Source organism: Lachnospira rogosae (ex Hitch et al. 2025), assembly GCF_040096455.1.
Taxonomy (GTDB): domain Bacteria; phylum Bacillota; class Clostridia; order Lachnospirales; family Lachnospiraceae; genus Lachnospira; species Lachnospira rogosae.
In genome coordinates, this window is sequence record NZ_JBBMER010000001.1 from 490,413 (window position 1) to 510,435 (window position 20,023).

General features: G+C 33.8%; 18 protein-coding genes. 1 reads left to right on the plus strand and 17 read right to left on the minus strand.

Translation table 11 applies throughout. From position 1 onward, the window contains the following. Nucleotides 1-65: 65 nt before the first annotated feature. The 8 genes from glpK to WMO14_RS02295 form a co-directional block, all read right to left on the minus strand. Nucleotides 66-1,559 carry a glycerol kinase GlpK gene (gene glpK / locus WMO14_RS02260; protein WP_349153197.1) on the minus strand — a complete coding sequence of 498 codons (1,494 nt, stop codon included), beginning with the start codon at nt 1,557-1,559 and terminating at the stop codon, nt 66-68. A 1-nt stretch (nt 1,560) separates the two neighbouring features. Further along, nucleotides 1,561-1,986 (minus strand): Fe-S cluster assembly sulfur transfer protein SufU, encoded by a 426-nt coding sequence (gene sufU / locus WMO14_RS02265; RefSeq protein ID WP_022503143.1) that lies wholly within the window; start codon nt 1,984-1,986, stop codon nt 1,561-1,563. Further along, the gene (locus WMO14_RS02270; RefSeq protein ID WP_055306675.1) at nt 1,976-3,202 is read right to left on the minus strand and encodes an aminotransferase class V-fold PLP-dependent enzyme; all 1,227 of its coding nucleotides are present in this window, start codon (nt 3,200-3,202) and stop codon (nt 1,976-1,978) included. The genes sufU and WMO14_RS02270 overlap by 11 nt, the downstream gene beginning before the upstream one ends. A gap of 11 nt (nt 3,203-3,213) precedes the next feature. After that, complete coding sequence (locus tag WMO14_RS02275) at nt 3,214-4,281, minus strand: SufB/SufD family protein (protein WP_055306641.1); 1,068 nt, start codon at nt 4,279-4,281, stop codon at nt 3,214-3,216. Between the two features lie 35 nt (nt 4,282-4,316). Then, on the minus strand, nt 4,317-5,723 hold the full coding sequence (sufB, locus tag WMO14_RS02280) for a Fe-S cluster assembly protein SufB (protein ID WP_022503140.1): 1,407 nt from the start codon (nt 5,721-5,723) through the stop codon (nt 4,317-4,319). A 47-nt stretch (nt 5,724-5,770) separates the two neighbouring features. Then, entirely contained in the window at nt 5,771-6,520 is a 750-nt protein-coding gene (gene sufC, locus WMO14_RS02285; RefSeq protein WP_090140583.1) for a Fe-S cluster assembly ATPase SufC, read from the minus strand. Nucleotides 6,521-6,600: 80 nt separating this feature from the next. Next, entirely contained in the window at nt 6,601-7,044 is a 444-nt protein-coding gene (locus WMO14_RS02290) for an RrF2 family transcriptional regulator (RefSeq protein WP_090140579.1), read from the minus strand. A 62-nt stretch (nt 7,045-7,106) separates the two neighbouring features. Beyond that, nucleotides 7,107-8,462 carry an MATE family efflux transporter gene (locus WMO14_RS02295; protein WP_022503137.1) on the minus strand — a complete coding sequence of 452 codons (1,356 nt, stop codon included), beginning with the start codon at nt 8,460-8,462 and terminating at the stop codon, nt 7,107-7,109. 260 nt (nt 8,463-8,722) lie between these two features. Here WMO14_RS02295 and WMO14_RS02300 point away from each other — a divergent pair, with 260 nt between their 5' ends. Further along, complete coding sequence (locus WMO14_RS02300) at nt 8,723-10,129, plus strand: MATE family efflux transporter (protein WP_349153198.1); 1,407 nt, start codon at nt 8,723-8,725, stop codon at nt 10,127-10,129. Here WMO14_RS02300 and hcp read toward each other — a convergent pair. From hcp to rlmD, 9 genes are all read right to left on the minus strand, one after another. Further along, nucleotides 10,126-11,721, minus strand: coding sequence for a hydroxylamine reductase (hcp, locus tag WMO14_RS02305; protein WP_022503135.1), 1,596 nt, complete (start codon nt 11,719-11,721; stop codon nt 10,126-10,128). The genes WMO14_RS02300 and hcp overlap by 4 nt on opposite strands. Nucleotides 11,722-11,871: 150 nt before the next feature. Continuing rightward, on the minus strand, nt 11,872-12,498 hold the full coding sequence (locus tag WMO14_RS02310; RefSeq protein WP_349153199.1) for an HNH endonuclease: 627 nt from the start codon (nt 12,496-12,498) through the stop codon (nt 11,872-11,874). 84 nt (nt 12,499-12,582) lie between these two features. Next, nucleotides 12,583-13,902, minus strand: coding sequence for a sensor histidine kinase (locus WMO14_RS02315; protein WP_055174958.1), 1,320 nt, complete (start codon nt 13,900-13,902; stop codon nt 12,583-12,585). Next, nucleotides 13,899-14,552: a response regulator transcription factor gene (locus WMO14_RS02320; protein ID WP_055174961.1), complete on the minus strand. Its 654-nt coding sequence runs from the start codon at nt 14,550-14,552 to the stop codon at nt 13,899-13,901. The genes WMO14_RS02315 and WMO14_RS02320 overlap by 4 nt, the downstream gene beginning before the upstream one ends. Nucleotides 14,553-14,648: 96 nt before the next feature. Next, entirely contained in the window at nt 14,649-16,025 is a 1,377-nt protein-coding gene (locus WMO14_RS02325) for an ABC transporter permease (RefSeq protein WP_055306645.1), read from the minus strand. Beyond that, nucleotides 16,025-16,681 (minus strand): ABC transporter ATP-binding protein, encoded by a 657-nt coding sequence (locus tag WMO14_RS02330; RefSeq protein ID WP_055174967.1) that lies wholly within the window; start codon nt 16,679-16,681, stop codon nt 16,025-16,027. Before WMO14_RS02330 ends, WMO14_RS02325 begins: the two co-directional genes overlap by 1 nt. A 9-nt stretch (nt 16,682-16,690) precedes the next feature. Further along, nucleotides 16,691-17,968: an ABC transporter permease gene (locus tag WMO14_RS02335; RefSeq protein ID WP_055174969.1), complete on the minus strand. Its 1,278-nt coding sequence runs from the start codon at nt 17,966-17,968 to the stop codon at nt 16,691-16,693. Nucleotides 17,969-18,297: 329 nt separating this feature from the next. Further along, entirely contained in the window at nt 18,298-18,468 is a 171-nt protein-coding gene (locus WMO14_RS02340) for a ClbS/DfsB family four-helix bundle protein (RefSeq protein ID WP_438940715.1), read from the minus strand. Between the two features lie 5 nt (nt 18,469-18,473). Next, nucleotides 18,474-19,682 (minus strand): 23S rRNA (uracil(1939)-C(5))-methyltransferase RlmD, encoded by a 1,209-nt coding sequence (gene rlmD, locus WMO14_RS02345; protein ID WP_349153200.1) that lies wholly within the window; start codon nt 19,680-19,682, stop codon nt 18,474-18,476. Nucleotides 19,683-20,023 lie beyond the last annotated feature (341 nt).

Below are 20,023 nucleotides of genomic sequence, written 5' to 3' on the forward strand. Positions count from 1 at the left end.
TATATGCTTAAAATTATACACTATATACAATAACAAAGCAAAAACAATATATTTTTTATTCAGTTTTATTCATCTGTATAAGAGATGGCACATTTTACGGCTCTTCTCCAGCCTGCGAGAAGGTTATCCCTGTCTGATGGTGCCATACTGCTCTCAAATGTGGAAACCAACTGCCAGTTATCTCTTATCTCATTCAGATCCTTAAAGAAACCAACTGCCAGACCAGCAAGATATGCTGCACCAAGTGCAGTAGTTTCTATACACTTAGGACGTCTTATCTTAGCTCCAAGAATGTCTGCCTGAAATTCCATTAGGAAATCATTGGCACTTGCCCCGCCATCTACTTTTAACTCTTTAACTATATGTCCTGTGTCACTTTCCATTGCCTTTAACACATCATATGTCTGATATGCTATTGACTCAAGCGATGCCCTTATAAAATGTTCCTTGTTAGCACCTCTTGATAAGCCTACAACGCAGCCTCTTGCATAAGGATTCCAGTAAGGTGCACCCATTCCTGAAAATGCAGGAACAATATATACTCCATTGGTGTCATTTACCATTCTTGCATAATCTTCTGATTGTGAAGAGCTTCTTATAAGCCTCATCTCATCACGAAGCCATTGTACAATTGCACCGCCTGTAAATACACTTCCCTCAAGTGCATAATGAAGCTGGTCATCACTTCCTGCCGCAATCGTAGTTATAAGACCATGCTTAGACTCCACAGGCTTATCCCCTGTATTCATAAGAAGAAAACAGCCTGTTCCATATGTATTCTTTACTTCTCCCGGCTCAAAACAGCACTGTCCAAAAAGTGCCGCCTGCTGGTCACCTGCCGCACCTGCTATTGCGATATTTCCAGCAAGAACAGAAGGGTCTGTATAACCATATATACAACTTGAAGGTTTTACAATAGGAAGCATAACCTCTGGTATGTTGAACTTTTCAAGAAGTTCTTTATCCCAGCACCTGTTATGAATATCAAAAAGCATAGTTCTTGAAGCATTAGTATAATCTGTGACGTGCACTGCCCCGCCTGTAAGTTTCCATATAAGCCAGGTATCAACCGTGCCGAATAACAATCTGCCTTCTTCTGCCTTTTTCCTTGCTCCTGCTACATTACTAAGTATCCACGCAATCTTAGTTGCACTAAAATACGCATCTGGCACAAGTCCTGTCTTTGCCTTGATTACATCTGCATAACCATCTTTTACAAGCAGATTAATATCCTTGGCTGTACGTCTGCACTGCCATACAATAGCATTATATACAGGCTCACCTGTTTCTTTATCCCACACAATTGTAGTTTCACGCTGGTTGGTTATTCCAATGCCAGCTATATCCTTAGGCTTAGCACCCACAAGTGCCATAGCCTCAGACATAACCGCATACTGTGTTGACCATATCTCCATTGGATTGTGTTCCACCCAGCCCGGCTTAGGATATATCTGTTCAAATTCCCTCTGTGCCATTGAACAGATATTGCCAGCCTTATCAAATAATATACATCTTGAGCTTGTCGTTCCCTGATCAAGTGCCATAATATACTTTGCCATATTACTCCTTATTTAATGCCTCATCTAATGTATGCCAGCCAAGTACAGCACATTTTACTCTTGCAGGCATATGTGATATATCTTTAAGTGCTGATGCCTCGTCTAATTCTTCAATCTCCTCATCGGTTGCTTCACCCTTAATCATCTTAAAGAATAAATCTCCAAGCTTTAAAGCTTCTTCTTTAGTCTTTCCAATTATCATCCCAAGCATAATATCAGCCGATGCCTGGGATATAGCACAGCCATCTCCAACAAAAGCTCCGTCCTTAATAATACCGTCTTCAACCTTAAGCTTAAGCCATATATCATCACCACAGTTAGGATTTACACCCTCAAGGACGATATTGGCATCTTCTAAGTCGTGTTTAAATTCTGGTCTTATATTATGTTCTGTAAGTATTTCATTATAAAAGCCTCTATTCATCATAACCCATTCTCCTTCTTATGTTAAGCACACTCTCAACAAATGCTTCTGCTTCCTTCTCTGTATTATAGAACATAAAGCTTGCTCTTGTCGCATTATTAACTCCAAGAAATGTAAGCAGTGGCTGTGCACAGTGATGTCCAGCCCTTACATCTATTCCGTCAGAAGATAATATCTCGCTTACATCGTGTGGGTGAACCCCATCTATTGTAAATGCTGCTATTCCTGTATGGTTCTTATAATCATCAGAGCCTAATATATGAATGTGCTTATGGCCTTTAAGTCCATTAATTGCAATCTTTACAAGTCTTTCTTCTTTCTGCTGTATATAATCAAAGCCTATCTCACTAATGTATTTAATTGCTGCTGCAAGACCAACAGCTCCTGCCGCATTTACCGTTCCTGCCTCGAACTTGTGTGGAAGTTCTGCATAAGTTGCACCATCTCTAGTAACTGAATTAATCATCTCACCACCTGTAAGAAATGGCTGCATATTCTTAAGTATGCTTTCCTTACCATAAAGTACACCAATTCCCATAGGTCCCATAAGCTTATGTCCTGAAAACGCAAGAAAATCAGCATCTAAGTCTTTTACATCAATCTTCATATGTGGTGCACTCTGTGCCGCATCAACAACCATAACAGCACCATTATCGTGTGCTATTTTGGCTATCTTTTTAATTGGATTGACACAGCCTAATACATTGGAAACCTGTGCAACTGCAACGATCTTAGTATTAGCATTAATTCCCTCTTTAAGAGTATCATCTTTTAATGTTCCGTCCTTCTCACATTCCAGATATCTTAAAGTTGCACCTGTCACTCTTGCAACCATCTGCCAAGGCAGAAGATTGCTGTGGTGTTCCATTATTGAAACTGCTATTTCATCTCCAGCCTTAAGATTATTAATACCATAGCTGTATGCAACAAGGTTAAGGCTTTCTGTTGTATTTCTTGTAAAGATTATCTCTTTATCAGAGTCCGCATTAAGGAACTGTCTTACAACCTCCCTTGCATCCTCATATTCCTTGGTAGCGGCAAGGCTTAATGGATAGAAGCCACGGAGAGGATTGGCATTATTAACCTCATAAAATCTGCTTTCAGCATCAATTACGCACTGTGGCTTCTGTGCTGTTGCCGCATTATCAATATATATAGAAGAATTATTATTAAGAAGTGGAAAATCTTTTCTATAATCTTTCTGCTCTTTAATCTCCATTACTGCCTCCATTACTGCAACACTTCTTCAAGCTGCTCCTCTGCAAGCTTTTCTGTGTCCTCATCTTTAATCTTTCTTATAATAACTTCAATTCTTCCTTTAGTCATTATATCCTCTGCGTTCTTCTTATCAATGCCTCTTGAAGCATAATAGAATAATGTTTCCTCATCAAGCTCACCGATTGTAGCTCCGTGTGAACCATTAACATCTTCCTCTGCACAGAGTATAAGAGGTATTGTCTTATTTCTGACATCTTCGCCAAGTAAAAGTACATTTTCTGTCTCTGCACCAACTGAACCAGAAGAACCATTTTTAAAATCAATAGAACCTCTGAAAAGCTTAGAAGCTTCGTCCTTTAATGCACCATCAACTCTTATCCCGCTGTTAGTCTTCTTTCCAATATGATTAGATATAAGGTTAATATCTATATTCTGCTTCTTAGCACCAAGATATCCAATATCTGCTGTAAATGCAGAATTATTGCCTATAAGCTCCGTCCTTATTCCATCGTAAAGACTGCCCCTGCCTACGAATACCTGAACAATCTCAAATGAGGCATTATCTGAAAGCCTGCATCCTGTATCGCTTAATACATCAATGCTTTCTGGCTGCATATATACCTGAATAAGGCGTACCTTGCTGTTAAGACCTGTATCTATAAGTGTTCTTAATGCTACCCTGCCTTCTGTACTGCTCTCACCTTTAAAGTTCTCAATTATTGTAAATGTAACATTATCCTCTACATTAACTATAATCTTTCCTGACTGGCTCTTATCATTGCCATTGACATTAATATATAATGTCTGGCCGTTAGTTTCTTTATCTGCATTTACAAGTAATGTATTAGTTACGCCTGCTTCAAATAACACATCTGCTTCTTTGCCTGCACCTGTAAGAACTGCATTTTCTATATCACTGTAATCTTTAGCATTAACATCTAAACATACCTTATCACAGCCTTTTGTATCCATATCACAAGGTACTAAATTATCATCCCATAAAAGACGTGTATCATTCATATTAAGCTGGTACCATGTCTTTGCTGGAAGTGCATTTATTCTATATTCATTATTATTCATAAATTTCTCCATTCCTGCTCATCTTATCAGCACAATTAACCTATACTGCCTTTCATTTCAAGTCTTATGAGATTATTCATTTCAATTGCATATTCAAGTGGAAGCTCCTTAGATACGTTATCTGCAAATCCACTTACGATACAGGCTCTTGCATCTTCCTCTGTCATTCCTCTTGACATAAGATAGAATACTGCTTCATCGCTTATGCTTCCAATCTGTGCTTCGTGTCCGACATCCGCCTTGCTTGTCTTAATATCCATTGCCGGGATTGTATCTGAACGTGATATGCTGTCAAGCATAAGTGACTGACACGATACAGAAGCCTTGGAATTCTCTGCCTTGGAATTAACTATAACTGATGACCTGAATGTACTAATTCCACCATCCTTTGATATTGACTTAGTATTAATATATGAGCTTGTGTTCTTTCCTGTATGGACAACCTTTGCACCTGTATCAAGATTTTGTCCTTTTCCTGCAAATGTAATTCCTGTAAATTCCATTTTAGAATTATCACCCTTAAGAATACTCATAGGATAAAGATATGATACGTGTGAGCCAAATGAGCCTGATACCCACTCAATTGTACCACCTTCCTCAACAATAGCTCTCTTAGTATTAAGGTTATACATATTCTTAGACCAGTTCTCTATAGTTGAATATCTAAGCTTGGCATTCTTTCCTACAAATAGCTCAACACAGCCGGCGTGTAGATTAGCTACATTATACTTAGGTGCTGAACACCCCTCTATGAAATGCAAATCAGCTCCCTCATCTACAATAATAAGTGTATGCTCGAACTGTCCTGCTCCCGGTGCATTAAGTCTGAAATATGACTGTAATGGTATCTCAACTGATACTCCCTTTGGAACATATACGAAAGAACCACCAGACCATACTGCACCATGAAGTGCCGCAAACTTATGGTCAGTAGGCTTAACAAGCTTCATAAAATGTGTACGCACCATATCTGCATATTCACCCTTTAACGCACTCTCCATATCTGTATACACAACACCCATCTCAGCAACTTCCTGTCTTACATTGTGATACACAAGCTCTGAATCATACTGTGCTCCAACACCAGCAAGTGACTTTCTTTCTGCCTGTGGAATACCAAGCTTTTCAAATGTATCCTTAATGTCTTCTGGTACTTCTGACCATTTAGCTTTCATATTAGTATTAGGTCTTACATAAGTTACTATATTGTCCATATTAAGACCTTCTATAGATGGTCCCCAGTCAGGTACTTTCATATTATTATATATCTGTAATGACTCAAGCCTGAAATTCTGCATCCAAGCAGGGTCATTCTTCTCCTTTGAGAGCTTCTCAACTATCTCAGGAGTAAGACCAGCATTTAACTTATATGTGTCCTTATCATCATTCTTGAAATCATATATGTTTCTATCTATATCATCTACATATGTCTTTTCTTTCATAATTCGATGTAAACTCCTTTCATATATCAACGTATGATTATGGCTGACTATTCTGCTTCGTATTCTGCGAAACCATTCTCATTAATCTTATCAACAAGTGAAGCATCACCTGTGCTTATAATCTTCCCCTCAATCATAACGTGTGTATAATCAACTGATAAAGATTCAAGTATTCTTGTGCTGTGTGTAATTATAAGAAGGCTTCCCTTGCAGGTCTTCTGGTATTCTTCTATACCTGCTGATACAGTCTTTACAGCATCAACATCAAGTCCTGAATCTGTTTCATCAAGAATTGCAAATGATGGCTTTAACATAAGAAGCTGTAATATCTCTGCCTTCTTCTTCTCACCACCTGAAAAGCCTACATTAAGATCTCTCTCTGCATAAGACTTGTCCATAGATAAAAGCTCCATAGTCTTTTCAAGTTCTTTCTTGAATTCCATATATCTTGTTCTCTTGCCGGTCTTTAATTCAAGGGCATTTCTTATAAATGAACTGAGTGTAACACCCGGAACTTCAAGTGGGTTCTGGAATGATAAGAACATTCCTGCTTTAGCTCTCTCATTAACTTGTTCATCAGTAATATTCTTACCGTCAAACCATATCTCACCACTCTTTACTGTATATCTTGGGTTGCCCATTAAAGCATAGCCAAGTGTTGACTTACCTGTTCCATTAGGTCCCATAAGTACATGTGTTTCACCCTTGCCTATTGAAAGATTAACACCGTGAAGAATTTCCTTATCTTCTACATCCACATATAAATCTTTAACATTTAATAAATTCTTATCTGACATAATACTCCTCATTTCTGCACACTCATTTAAACGCAGGACTGCTTTGTGCCAAGTGTGCCAGCACAATGCCGCATATATTATCAGGCATTATATGCCGTCTTATTACCCGCCTTATCAATTGCTGTTGCCGCAACATCTGCGAGTGTCATATTATCAAGATAGTTATTAATTACATCTGCAAGTCCCTGCCATATAGGAAGCGTATAGCAGGAAGACGAATGTTCACACATTAAAGTCTCCTCATTAAGGCAGGTTACAGGAGCAAGTGTTCCTTCGGTAAGCTTCAATATCTCACCAACGCTGTAATCCTCTGGCTTTCTTGTTAATCTGTAGCCACCGCCGTGTCCGCTTGCTGCTTCTATAAGATTTGCTTTTGATAACATTCTTGTAATTGTCTCGAGATATTTCTTTGACAATTCTTCTTTATCTGATATCTCCTTTAATGGTATATAATCATCACTGTGATGAACCGCAAGATATACCATTACTCTTAAGGCATACCGCCCTTTCGATGATATTATCATTTCCTTGCTTCCTTTCTTATTATCATCTTTTTGTATGATATTATACCCATTCGCCTACCGTGTCAATGGGTGAATGTGAAACATTTTCTTCTGACAATATAATAAGCTGTCATCATAGCAATTCCTGTGATTACCCACGATATTGGATATATAATCATAAGCACCCAGAATACGTGTACAACCTTACATACTGTTGATATCCATATAAGTCTTATAACACACGAACCAACACAGGTAATTACCGCTGGAAGCAGTGAATATCCCAGACCTCGCATAGCTCCTGCGCTTATCTCATATACTGCTGTTAATAATTCCAGCGTTGTTGCAATGATAATTCTCTGCCTCGCAAATACAAGAACATCTGCATCGGTCGTATATATACGAAGAAAGAATTCCCTTCCCATAACAAATATACCCGAAAGAATACCACACGATACAAGCGCAAACACTAAAGATATGCGGAATATTTTCTTACATCTGTTATATTCCCCTGCGCCATAATTCTGGCTTGTAAATGTTACTGCCGCCTGAGCGAACGCATTTACAAGGAAATATGCAAAGAATTCATAATTAAGTGCCGCCGCTGAACCTGCAACTGCACTTGAACCAAAGCTGTTAATTGTGCTCTGTATACACACATTGGCTATTGAGAACATCATTCCCTGAAGTCCTGCCGGAATACCTATAACCAATATTTTCTTTAATTCCTTAACAGATATCTTAAGCTGTCTTAATTCCAGCTTTATAGGCTCTGATTCGTGTGTAAGAATATATATAACCATTGAAGAACTTACTATATTAGAAATAACTGTTGCAATCGCAACTCCTGACACACCTAATCTGAACACTATAACAAGCACAAGATTAAGAAGTGTATTAATAACTCCTGCAACAATAAGACAATAAAGAGGTCTTCTGCTGTCGCCCGTACTTCTAAGAATTGATGAGCCAAAGTCATACAGCATAATAAATGGCATACCTAGAAGATAAATTCTAAGATACAACACGGCAAGGTCAATAACATCCTCCGGTGTTCCCATAAGAAGAAGCACAGGTTTTGCTATGAACTGACCTGCAATCATAACAAAAAATCCGCTTATAATGGCAACAAGTATTGCTGTATGTATTGCGGCGTGTATGTTTTTTTCTGATTTCTCTCCTATATAACGAGCAATAACAACATTTGAACCTAATGATATTCCTATAAAAAGATTAATCATAAGTGATATTAAAGAACTGTTGCTTCCAACAGCCGCCAGTGCCTGACTGCTTGCAAATCTTCCGACTACCGCCGTATCAACAGAGTTAAACAACTGCTGTAATATACTGCTTGCCGCAAGTGGAAGAGCAAACAGAAGTATTTTGTTCCATAAAGCTCCACTTGTCATATCTATCGATTTTTTATTAGATACACTCATATATACCTCCTGTGTGTTTAATATATTTAATCATCTGAATACTTAATAGCTTATATATTCTACACCCAAATACAAGTGTGTCAACAATACTTATCAAAAGTACTTTAATAAAATATAATTATTTAACTTCAATTTATCTCTTGTATGTGTTAATTACTGACATACTTATCAATTACATCAATTACAATTTTATTTTTAATATGTTATACTGTGCGTAGTCAACAAGATATAAATATTAAATATAATGAAAGGAACTTTTTATGAATTCATCTACAACTGACAACCCTCTGGGTTATAAAAAAGAGTCCACTCTTTTAATTAATTTTGCAATTCCCTGCATAATCTCAATGCTGGTAACTGCTCTTTATAATATAGTAGACCAGATATTTATCGGACAGGGTATTGGTATGCTTGGCAATGCTGCAACTAATATTGCATTCCCACTATCAACTACCTGCACTGCTATCTCACTTCTGTTAGGAATAGGAAGTGCTACGAACTTCTCACTTCATCTTGGGGCTGGCGAGAAGCATTTATCAGAAAAATATGCTGGCAACGGAATATTTCTTATGGCTGTATGCGGAACTGCATTGTTCTTAATTACAACAATATTCCTTACGCCTATGCTTAAATTCTTTGGTGCAACTACTGACGTTCTGCCATATGCTAAGGCTTATACAAGAATAACAGCGTTTGGATTTCCATTTCTTATCGCCAACACAGGTATGAGTAAGTTGATACTTGCTGACGGAAATCCACGCTACTCTATGACTTCTATGCTTGTTGGTGCTATTGTGAATACAATATTAGATCCTATATTTATCTTTATATTTAATATGGGAATGACAGGTGCAGCTTTAGCAACTATTACAGGCCAGATTATATCTTTCTGCATAAGCTTAAGATATATGTTCCATTTTAAGAATATTAAACTTAGCGGGGACAGCTTTAATATAAAATGGTGTTACTGCAAGAACATTTTAATACTTGGTGCAAGTGCCTGCTTTAACCAGATTGCTATGACAATTGTCCAGATTGTTATGAATAATACACTGTCCCGCTATGGTGCACAGTCAATCTACGGCGGTGATATTCCACTTGCGTGTGCAGGAATAATAACAAAGGTTAATATGATATTTATGTCCTTTGTAATTGGTATATCACAAGGCACACAGCCGGTTATCGGATTTAACTATGGCGCACGTATGTACAAACGTGTAAAAAAGACATACCTTTTAGCACTTGAAGCAGCTTCTTTCTTATCACTGATTGCATTTTTCTGTTTTCAGGTATTTCCAAGACAGATTATCAGCGTATTCGGTAACGGAAGTGAGCTTTATTTCCAATTCTCTGAGCGGTATTTCAGAATATATATGTTCCTTACTTTAATTAATGGAATACAGCCGGTTACATCCAACTTCTTTAACTCTATCGGCAAATCGAGCCTTGGCGTATTATTAAGCCTTACACGACAGATATTATTCTTACTTCCGCTCATAGTAATATTCCCAATATTTATGGGAATTGATGGTGTTATGTATGCCGGCCCGATTGCCGATGCCGCAGCCGCAATTGTGTGCGGATATTTCACGATAAGAGAATTAAAAGAGCTTACAGCTAAAGATAAAGCAAGTAATTATCCAACCAAAAAAATCACATATAATTAGTTGCCTAATATTTTCTTTAAATCTTCCTCTGGTGTACTGATAGGTGCTATAGCGTAATTCTCAACAAGTATCTTCAGTACATTAGGTGAGATGAATGCTGGAAGTGTAGGTCCTAAAAGTATATTCTTAATTCCAAGATGAAGGAGTGTAAGAAGTATACATACAGCTTTCTGCTCATACCACGATAAAACCATTGAGAGTGGAAGCTCATTTACTTCACATTCAAATGCTTCTGCTAAAGCAATTGCTACCTTTATCGCACTATAGGCATCATTACACTGTCCCATATCCATAATTCTTGGAAGACCGTCAATATCTCCAAGCTCAAGGTCATTAAATCTGTACTTACCACAGGCAAGTGTAAGAATTATAGACTCTGCTGGTGTCTTTTTAACAAATTCTGTATAATAATTACGTCCCGGTCTTGCACCATCACAACCTCCTACTAAGAAGAAATGGCTGATTGACCCATTCTTAACACCTTCTATTACCTTATCAGCAACGGAAAGCACTGCTGAATGTCCGAAACCTGTCATCACATACTCTCCGCCATTAATGCCTGTTCTATGCTGGTCTTCTTTATATCCGCCAAGCTCAAGTGCCTTATTGATTACAGGTGTAAAATCTTTATCTTCCCCGATATGCACCATCTGTGGATATGACACTACCTCTGTTGTAAATACCCTGTCTTCATAGCTTTTCTTAACTGGCATAAGGCAGTTAGTTGTAAATAATACAGCTCCCGGAATTGCATCGAACTCCTTCTGCTGATTCTGCCACGCTGTACCAAAGTTACCCTTTAAATGAGGATATTTATTAAGCTTAGGATATGCGTGTGCTGGAAGCATTTCGCCGTGTGTATATATATTTATTCCTTTATCCTTAGTCTGTTCAAGAAGCAGTTCCAGATCTTTTAAATCGTGTCCTGTTACAACAATAAATGGTCCTTTTTCTACATTCAAAGTAACCTTTACCGGTGAAGGATTTCCATAACTTGTTGTATTAGCCTTATCTAAAAGTTCCATACATTTCAAATTAACTTCACCAACTTCCATAACTACAGGAAGAAGCTGGCTCTCGTCCAAATCAAAGCTTATATATGAAAGAGCCTTGTAGAAGAACTCATTAACTGTATCATCTGTATAGCCTAACACCATTGCGTGGTAAGCATAAGCTGCCATTCCTCTTACTCCAAAAAGGATAAGTGATTTTAATGAACGTATATCAGCGTCTGCATTCCATATCTCATTCATATCATAATCATCTGTATTGCCACATCTTGCCTCACAGGCACTACAGCCTGGTGATATAATATTCTTTTCACTATGAACCTTATCAATCATATCCTGTAATGTCTGATTATTAAAATTCACATTAGTTATTGTTGTAAACAGACCTTCGATTATTATTCTGTCTGTATTCTCTGTCTTAGGATTGCTTCCGCAGGTCTTAACAAGTCCTATAAGTGCACCTGTAAGCTCGTCCTGAAGCTTTGCTGTAGAAGCGTCCTTTCCACATACACCTGCATTACCTGTACAACCTGAACAGCCCGCTGTCTGCTCACACTGAAAACAAAACATTTTATTATCCATATATTTACTCTCCATTATTTAATCTATTTATCCTGGTGCTTCTGCACCCGACACGCTTATTATATTTAATGAAGAAGTGATTTTCTGTTGTTTATACAACATTTTTTCAAATTTATAAACGGAAAATATTATCTAGCATACTGCTAATAGCTATTTTTCAATAAATACATTTTTCCTATGATATTTTATATACTTTATATTCTCTTCTGTAATGTCTATTTTCATCTTAGCTGTTATATTCATATACATTCTGTTATTATCATCTAACCTTTCAGAAATTAAAATCCTGCCGGTATCATCAAATGAAATATATCCTCTATCAAATAACTTATCGTGATTAGGACACATTAACAGACCATTATGTATATCAAGCTTCTCATTTGCATCACTTATACTCCATGGTTTAATATGACTTGCCACCAATAATTCGTTCATATTAACATTGCACAAACAACATTTTTTATATTTATTTATTAATTTTTCTCTGAACTTGTCCTGATTAATTCTTACCTTGACAACCGCTTCTTTTTCTTTTCCTTCCAATTCCTCTGTGTATTTTTCTATTTCAGTAACTTTATTAATTTTATCTTTTTCATAGTTTTCTATAATCGTCTCTACTTTCCTATCTTCTTCTTCGTTTCCGTACCATATACTAGATTGCCCCAAACCTTTAACAACATATTTTCTATCATTTACGTCCAGCAGCACCACCTTCTCTGCATATATATTATATATATTATAAGTTTTATCTCTTTCTTGCCATAAAGTTTCCTCCATCTCTTTTTTATCTGCTTGTTTTTCAGTAAGCGCTACATAATAAGTCTCTATTTTTTCAATAACTATTGCAAAATTATATCTTGTTTAAGAAAATATTTTAATTTTAAAGATAAAAAATTCTTCATCCTGCAATGCTTTATATTCTATATTGTAATTATTCAGAATATTACTTACAATATACAAGCCTAATCCATTACTATTTTCCTTATTTAAATCAAATTTAACATCAAATATTTCATCCATATTCGAAATTCTATTGTTACCATATGAATTCTCTATATATAACCAATCATCAACTATCCCAATATTAATTACCCCATTTACATCGGTATATTTTATCGCATTACTAATCAAATTAGATAAAATAATCTTTAACGCTGTTTTTCCTATATAAATATTCTCATCTGATATATAATTATTGACGGTTATTTTCTTTTGATTTGCTAATATTTCGTATTTTTTTAATATATCTTCTAGTGTATCATTTATTTTCAAATATTCTTCATCATTATTCAAATTTTCTATAGAATGAACTGATAATATTTGAGAAATATTTTTTGTTAAACTATCAACGATGTCAATACATTCATTAATATAAATATCTCTTTCTTTATATTTTCCAATATTGTATTTCATATTTTCCAGTATTATTTTAAGACTAGCAAGAGGAGTTTTAAGTTCATGGGATGCACCTTTAAAAAAGTCATATTTTAACTTTTCTAATTTTAAAATTTCTTTATTTTTAAATTCCAAATTATCAATTGTTCTTAATAAAGTAGAATACAAATCATTAATTTGTTGTTTTAATTCTCCAACTTCATCATTAGAATTAACTTTTAACCGCGTTTCTTTATCAAGTTCCATCATTTTATCAGTAACAATTTTTATTTCCTGTATATTATTTTTTATTATTTTTGCATAAATTAAAGAAATAATAGCAGAAAATAAAATTGATATAAATAAAGAATATGGTAAAAATTTAATACTTAAATCTTTCGCATCTTTTTGCATATCAGCTGTAGAAACAAATTGTAGATTTATTTTTTCACCATCATTAAGCGTTATTTCTCTTTCTTCAATTATCAAAGAATTACTATCACTTTCTAAATTAACATTTATATCATCTTTGATTTGTATTTCATTTTTATTATTTTTTTCTTTTATAAATGCTTTTATTTCACTACTCTTCGAATAAAGCTCCAAAGTTTGTTCTATGTATTTTATTTCTTTTCCATTCATATTACTAGAAATTTCATTTGCAATATTATGGATCTTTTCTTTTCTTGTCTCCAAATATGTTTTAGGAAAGATAAAATAAACTAATGAATGAACTAATATAATTATTATTGCAAGAACAGAAAATATTTGTATGAACATTTTGGGAAATATCTTTATTTTTTTCATTTTCTCTCCAATTTATATCCTACATTTCTTATAGTAGTTATACAGTCTAATTGTAATTTTTTTCTAAGTTCTTTTATATATACATCTATTACCCGATCATAAGGAATTTCTTCGCTATCTTTCCATACATAATCAATAATTTGCATTCTTGTTAACACCTGTCCATTATTATCCAATAAACATTTTAATACTTCTAGTTCTTTTGCATTTACATCTATCTCTTCTCCATTTATTTTAGCTGTATAGCTATTAAAATTAACTGATAGATTCTTATATTCAAACTTCTCTAAATGTCCATAATTCTTCTTAATTAAAGAATCTATTCTGGCCTTTAAGACCGGCAATGAAAATGGCTTTTCTATATATCCATCTGCCAAATTAGTAAATGCATCGATTTTATATTCTTCATCACTAAATGCAGTCAGGATTAGAATTGGCAAATTGCTTTTCTTTCTAATTTCTTTCAACACTTCTAAACCATTAATAAAAGGTATCTGAATGTCTAAGATAACCAGATTTATATCGCTATTAAATTTTGACAATGCTTCTCTTCCATCTTTAGCTTGAATAACTGTATATCCAAATTCTGAAAGATATTCACTTATCCCCTCTCTTATTATATTATCATCTTCAACGGTTAATATTTTCATGTATACCTCCACTTAAGCATATTCGCTTATATTGTACAGCATATTATTGGGTATTGAAAAGCAAAAAATTTTTGGTGCTTTTCAGCACCAAAAATTTTATTTATTGTCAATTAATAATTCTTTTGGATTCTTTCTTAATATATTGAAAGAAGATATAATCAAAGATACAAGCAGTACTAAACTCATAAATATAACTACATAAATTATGAATTTAGGTAATACATTTATATCTAAACTTGATAATGTCTTGTTAAATCCTTCAGCTTCTGCACCACCACCTAATTGGCTAGATGCAGATTGTCTAGCTATTTGTTTTGCTATATCGCCAGTAACCTTATTCAATATATTATTCCCAAGCTTATCAGCTGTATACCCAGCTAAGAAATAAGAACCAACGAATGCGGGGATTGATATAAATACCATCTCAATTAGGAATTGACCAAAAATTTCTAATTTTGATATACCTAATGATAGTAATACTGCTATTTCTTTCTTTCTGGCATTCATCCATAAGAATAATAATAATGAAACTACAACTCCTGCAAATATTAATGAGCCAACAAATAATTTATTTGAAATTGAGTAGATACCTGATATAGATTGTTGTAATGCAGGGTAATTTGATGAACTTTTAATCAAATTATATGCTCTCCAATTTATATCTAATTTCCCAAGATCTTTTATTACACTATCAAGATTCTTATCACCTTTTACAAAGAATGTTGCATCTTGGTATACAGCTGTATCTTCTGTATTACCATAAACTTTAGCAGCTGTATGAACATCAGTGATTAATGTATTTTCGTATAGTTCTTGTGCTGCACTTACTCCACCGCTATTATGCCCATCGAATAGACCTTTAATTTCTACTTCTACTGTTTCGTCTGCACCTTTCTCATTATCAGCATCAAATAAATTAGATTTTATTTTTATCTTATCTCCAACTTTAAGATTATTTTTTTCAGCCAAATCTTTATGCATTAAGATTTTATTTTTATCTTCATTTTCTAAATGCTTTCCTTCTACTAATTTATATGCTCCTGATACAAATTTTGTTTCTTTTGATGAGTCGTTAACTCCGGTTAACATCACTGTTCTTTTAAAATTCTTCGCTCTTTTAGGCGATTGATTCGCAAGAGTCTCTTTAGTTTCAATAATATCATAATCAACTAAATCTGCAACACTGTTTATTCTTTTTACATAAGAGTCTATACTATCTGTTTGAGATATCTTTTTAATATCTTCACCCTTTACATTTCCTCCACCTCTAGGTGTTCCTGGATTTACCTGTCTATTTATCTCCATAGAAAAACTATTTGTTATATTAGCAAATGTTTCCTTTGAAGCTCTGTCCGTAGCATCTTTAATAGATAAACTTATAAGACTTAAAGTTGACATAGCCAAAATGACTAACATAATAATTATTGATTTTAAGCTTTTTCTAGTTACATAAGCAAATGCATTTTTTATCATTATTCAACCTCCAAATTCATTTTATTTACTTTTTTCAACTTTTTACCACTTAGTTCTAAAATGATATCTGCAGAATCTGCTACTTCCTTACTATGTGTTACAACTATTACACATTTATCTCTATCTTTAGCTAATGTCTTTAATATATTAATTATTTCTCTAGCAGTAACACTATCCAGATTACCAGTAGGCTCATCAGCTAGTATTATTGGAGCATCTGATACCAATGCTCTGGCAATAGCTACTCTTTGCTGCTGTCCACCAGATAATTTCATAACATTTCTTTTTATTTGTTTTTTATCTAAGCCCAGTTCAAACAAGATACCTTCATCTGCTGATTTATTCACCAATCTAATATTTTCAATCGGCGATAAATAATCTATTAAATTATAGTTTTGAAACACTAAAGATATATTATTTTTTCTATGATTACTATATCCTTTCTTTTGTATATCTTCATTCTTAAACAATATTTGTCCTGTTTGAGGTTTATCAAGTCCAGCAAGTAAGGAAAGAAGTGTAGATTTTCCTGCTCCTGACTTTCCTACTATCGCATAAAACTTCCCAAGTTCAAATTTTTGATTTACTCCTGACAAAACTTTTTCTTTAGAATTGGCATAACTATATGATACATTCTTTATTTCTAATATTTCCATAATTTTCTCCTAACTTATTTTTGATAATATTTCTTTAGGCTTCTTGATTAATATTAATGAAGAAGCAAATACAACTGATAAAACAATAATACTTATTAATATTAAATAACTTTGTCCAAGTGTTGTAATATTTAACATAAAACTACTATCATTTATTAAATTTCCACCAGAAATCATTGAGTTCTCTGAGTTAATTAATCCACCTGCAATTACTTTTATCAATACATTTCCTAAAAATAAGGAAGATATTATACTTGGTATCGATATGAATAATAACTCGAATATAAATTGCATTATAATTTGTATCTTAGATGTTCCAATAGATAAAAATATACCTATTTCATAAATTCTTTCTCTTAACCATAGAATCAAAATCAATGAAAGAACAATAATCCCGCCTAACATAATAGAATAAGTCATTATTTTTATCATATGTTTTATTCCACTCACTGACTCTAAAGACTCTTCAAATGCATTAGAATCTTTTTGAACAAAATACTTTGACTCATCAATCTTAAGCTCTTTCAATTTGTTTAAGGCTAAGTCTGTAGATTCTGCGCTACTAGAATACATTAAAATTTTATTTGCAATTTTGTTATTTTCTGATTTATTTAATATCTCTTGGCTTGTTGAATAATCTACAAACACCATATTTTCACTAAAATCAGAAGATAATCCTGTATATGTTTCTTGTTTTTTACCAGAAAAGATTCCTATAATTTTAAATTTATGACTTTTTATTTTTTCACTTTCTTCAATGTCAAGTAATTCAAGATTAACTTCATCACCTAATTTTAGATTATTTTGTTTAGCAAATTCTTCATGAACAATAATTGAATTCTTATCATTTTCTTCTATATTTTTTCCTTCTTTAATTGTAAACACTCTACTGCTAAACAAAATATTTCTTTTAGTATTATTTGTAGCTTCGAATGAAACAACATTCTTAAATTCGTCAGATAAATCTTCTCTATTTATTCTTTGTTCTCCGCTAACTACTTTAGCATCTTTTAGTTTTGCTAATCCATCATATTGAATTATTATTTTTTCAACTTCTTTTATTTTTTCAATATCTTTAAATTGATTAACGTTAAAATATTTACCATCTTTTTTTGTTATTGAAATTGAAGAATTAGAACTTTCATATAAAGTCTTTTCTATTTCATTGCTTGATTTCATTATTGTTAAACAAGAATACAAACAAGATAGAACTATAGTCAATATGATAAAAATTATTAAAGTTCGATTTCTCTTTCTTGTAATATATGCTATAGCATTTTTTATCACTTTACTAACTACTCCTTTCTATTTTTTAGTATTTCATAACTGCTTTCAATAACATTCTACATAGCTTTTATGAAACGTTTATGAAATATAATTTTTTATTTTTCCAAACTATTGTATAATAATATAAGCATTATGTTTAAAATTGTTCTTACACGATTAGTATATGATCTATTAGTATATGAGTAAGCACAGTAAGTGTACGGACACTTACGAAAAAATTGATGAAGCAGTCCTCTGGGATATGCTTCTTTTTTCAAATAAAAAGACGATAGTTTTTCTATCGCCTTTGATAACCTATTTATGAAATTTTTAACTTTACTGTCTGTAATTTATAATACTATTTTCTTCCATTTTCTAATTTTGTTCCTGAAAGTTTTAAAAGGAGCTACAGTATTCACATGAATAAACTTATAAACTTCCCACACTGCTGTTTTAGTCGCATCATCAGCCCATTTTCTTATATGTGGTTTAAATAATTCTTCATCACTTAATGAATCAATCCAAGCTAATCCAGCTTAATTTCAACATCTATATGCTTATCGACATCAAGTTTGGACAATAACACTACCGTCTCTACATGGTCACAAAAAGGGAACATATCAAATGGTCTGCACTCCAAAACCTTATATCCACCTTTCATAAGCATATCAACATCCCTTTTCTGAGTATCTGGATTGCACGATACATACACAACTCTTTCTGGCTTAATCTTAAGTACCGACTCAAGAAATTCCTGACTGCTGCCACTTCTTGGAGGATCCATTATAACAACATCAGCCCTCTTATGTGTGGCATATTCAACAAGAAACTTTCCAGCATCATCATTCACAAATCTAATATTCTTTATATTGTTAATCTTAGCGTTGACCTCTGCATCTTTTACCGCATCTGCATTTAACTCAACCCCTATAACCTGTCCTGCCTTTGCAGAAGCTGCTATTCCTATTGTTCCTATTCCACAATAAGCGTCAATAACTGTATCCTTCTTAGTTATTCCAGCCATATTTATCGCCGCCTTGTATAACTTTTCTGTCTGCTGGTGGTTAATCTGATAGAAAGATGATGGGCTTATTCTAAATCTGTAGCCACATAACACATCTTCAATATATCCATTGCCTGTAAGCACTATATTTCTTGGTCCTAACACCATACTTGTATTGTATTTATTAACATTCTGTACGATTGTATTAATCTCTGGGTGCTTCTCTTTTAATGCTTTAAGAAAATGTGTCTTAGACGGAAATGCAACATCAGCCGTCACAATAACAAGCATAATCTCCTTAGTTGAAAAGCCTTTTCTTAAAAGAATATGCCTTATAAAACCAGTTCCCTTATCTTCATTATATGGCTTGTATTTAAACGACTTAAATAAATCTCTTAATGTAGCTATAATGCTGCTGCAGTGTGAATCTTCAAGCAGGCAGTCAGATACAGGTACTATATTGTGGCTGTTCTCTTCATATGTTCCCGTTATAATATTGCCATTCTTATCTTCACCAACAACAGCGTGAACCTTGTTACGGTAATGCACTGGTCTGTACATTCCTGTTATCTTATCTACTGGACAGATGTCTTTAAAAAGTTTGTCTACATATCCCTGCTTTATCTTTAATTCATTATCGTATTTCATTCCTGCATAGGCACAGCTCCCACATTTTTCTGCACTTTCACAGTTAATTACACGCTTCTTCTCATCATATATATTACTTCCCATAACTTTTATGTTACCTCCCAACATCAAAAGGCTGTCACATATAAAATGCAACAGCCTGTAAATTCTATTATTAATATTACAAATGACAATATTATGCAGTAATCATTATATCAGCAAATATCCATGCATAAAATCAAAATCTGAAATTACATAATTTCACTGTCATCGCCATTGCTGACAATCTTAACCTTGCCTTCATATAACTCTTCTACAGCTATTGAAAGTGGCTTCATATTCTCTGCATTATCGATAAGAGGTGTTCCTATCTGAAGCTTTCTCGCCTCATCTGGTGTTGTAAGCGGCTTTGGCTCATTCTTCTTATCCTTATTATCCTTTTCCTT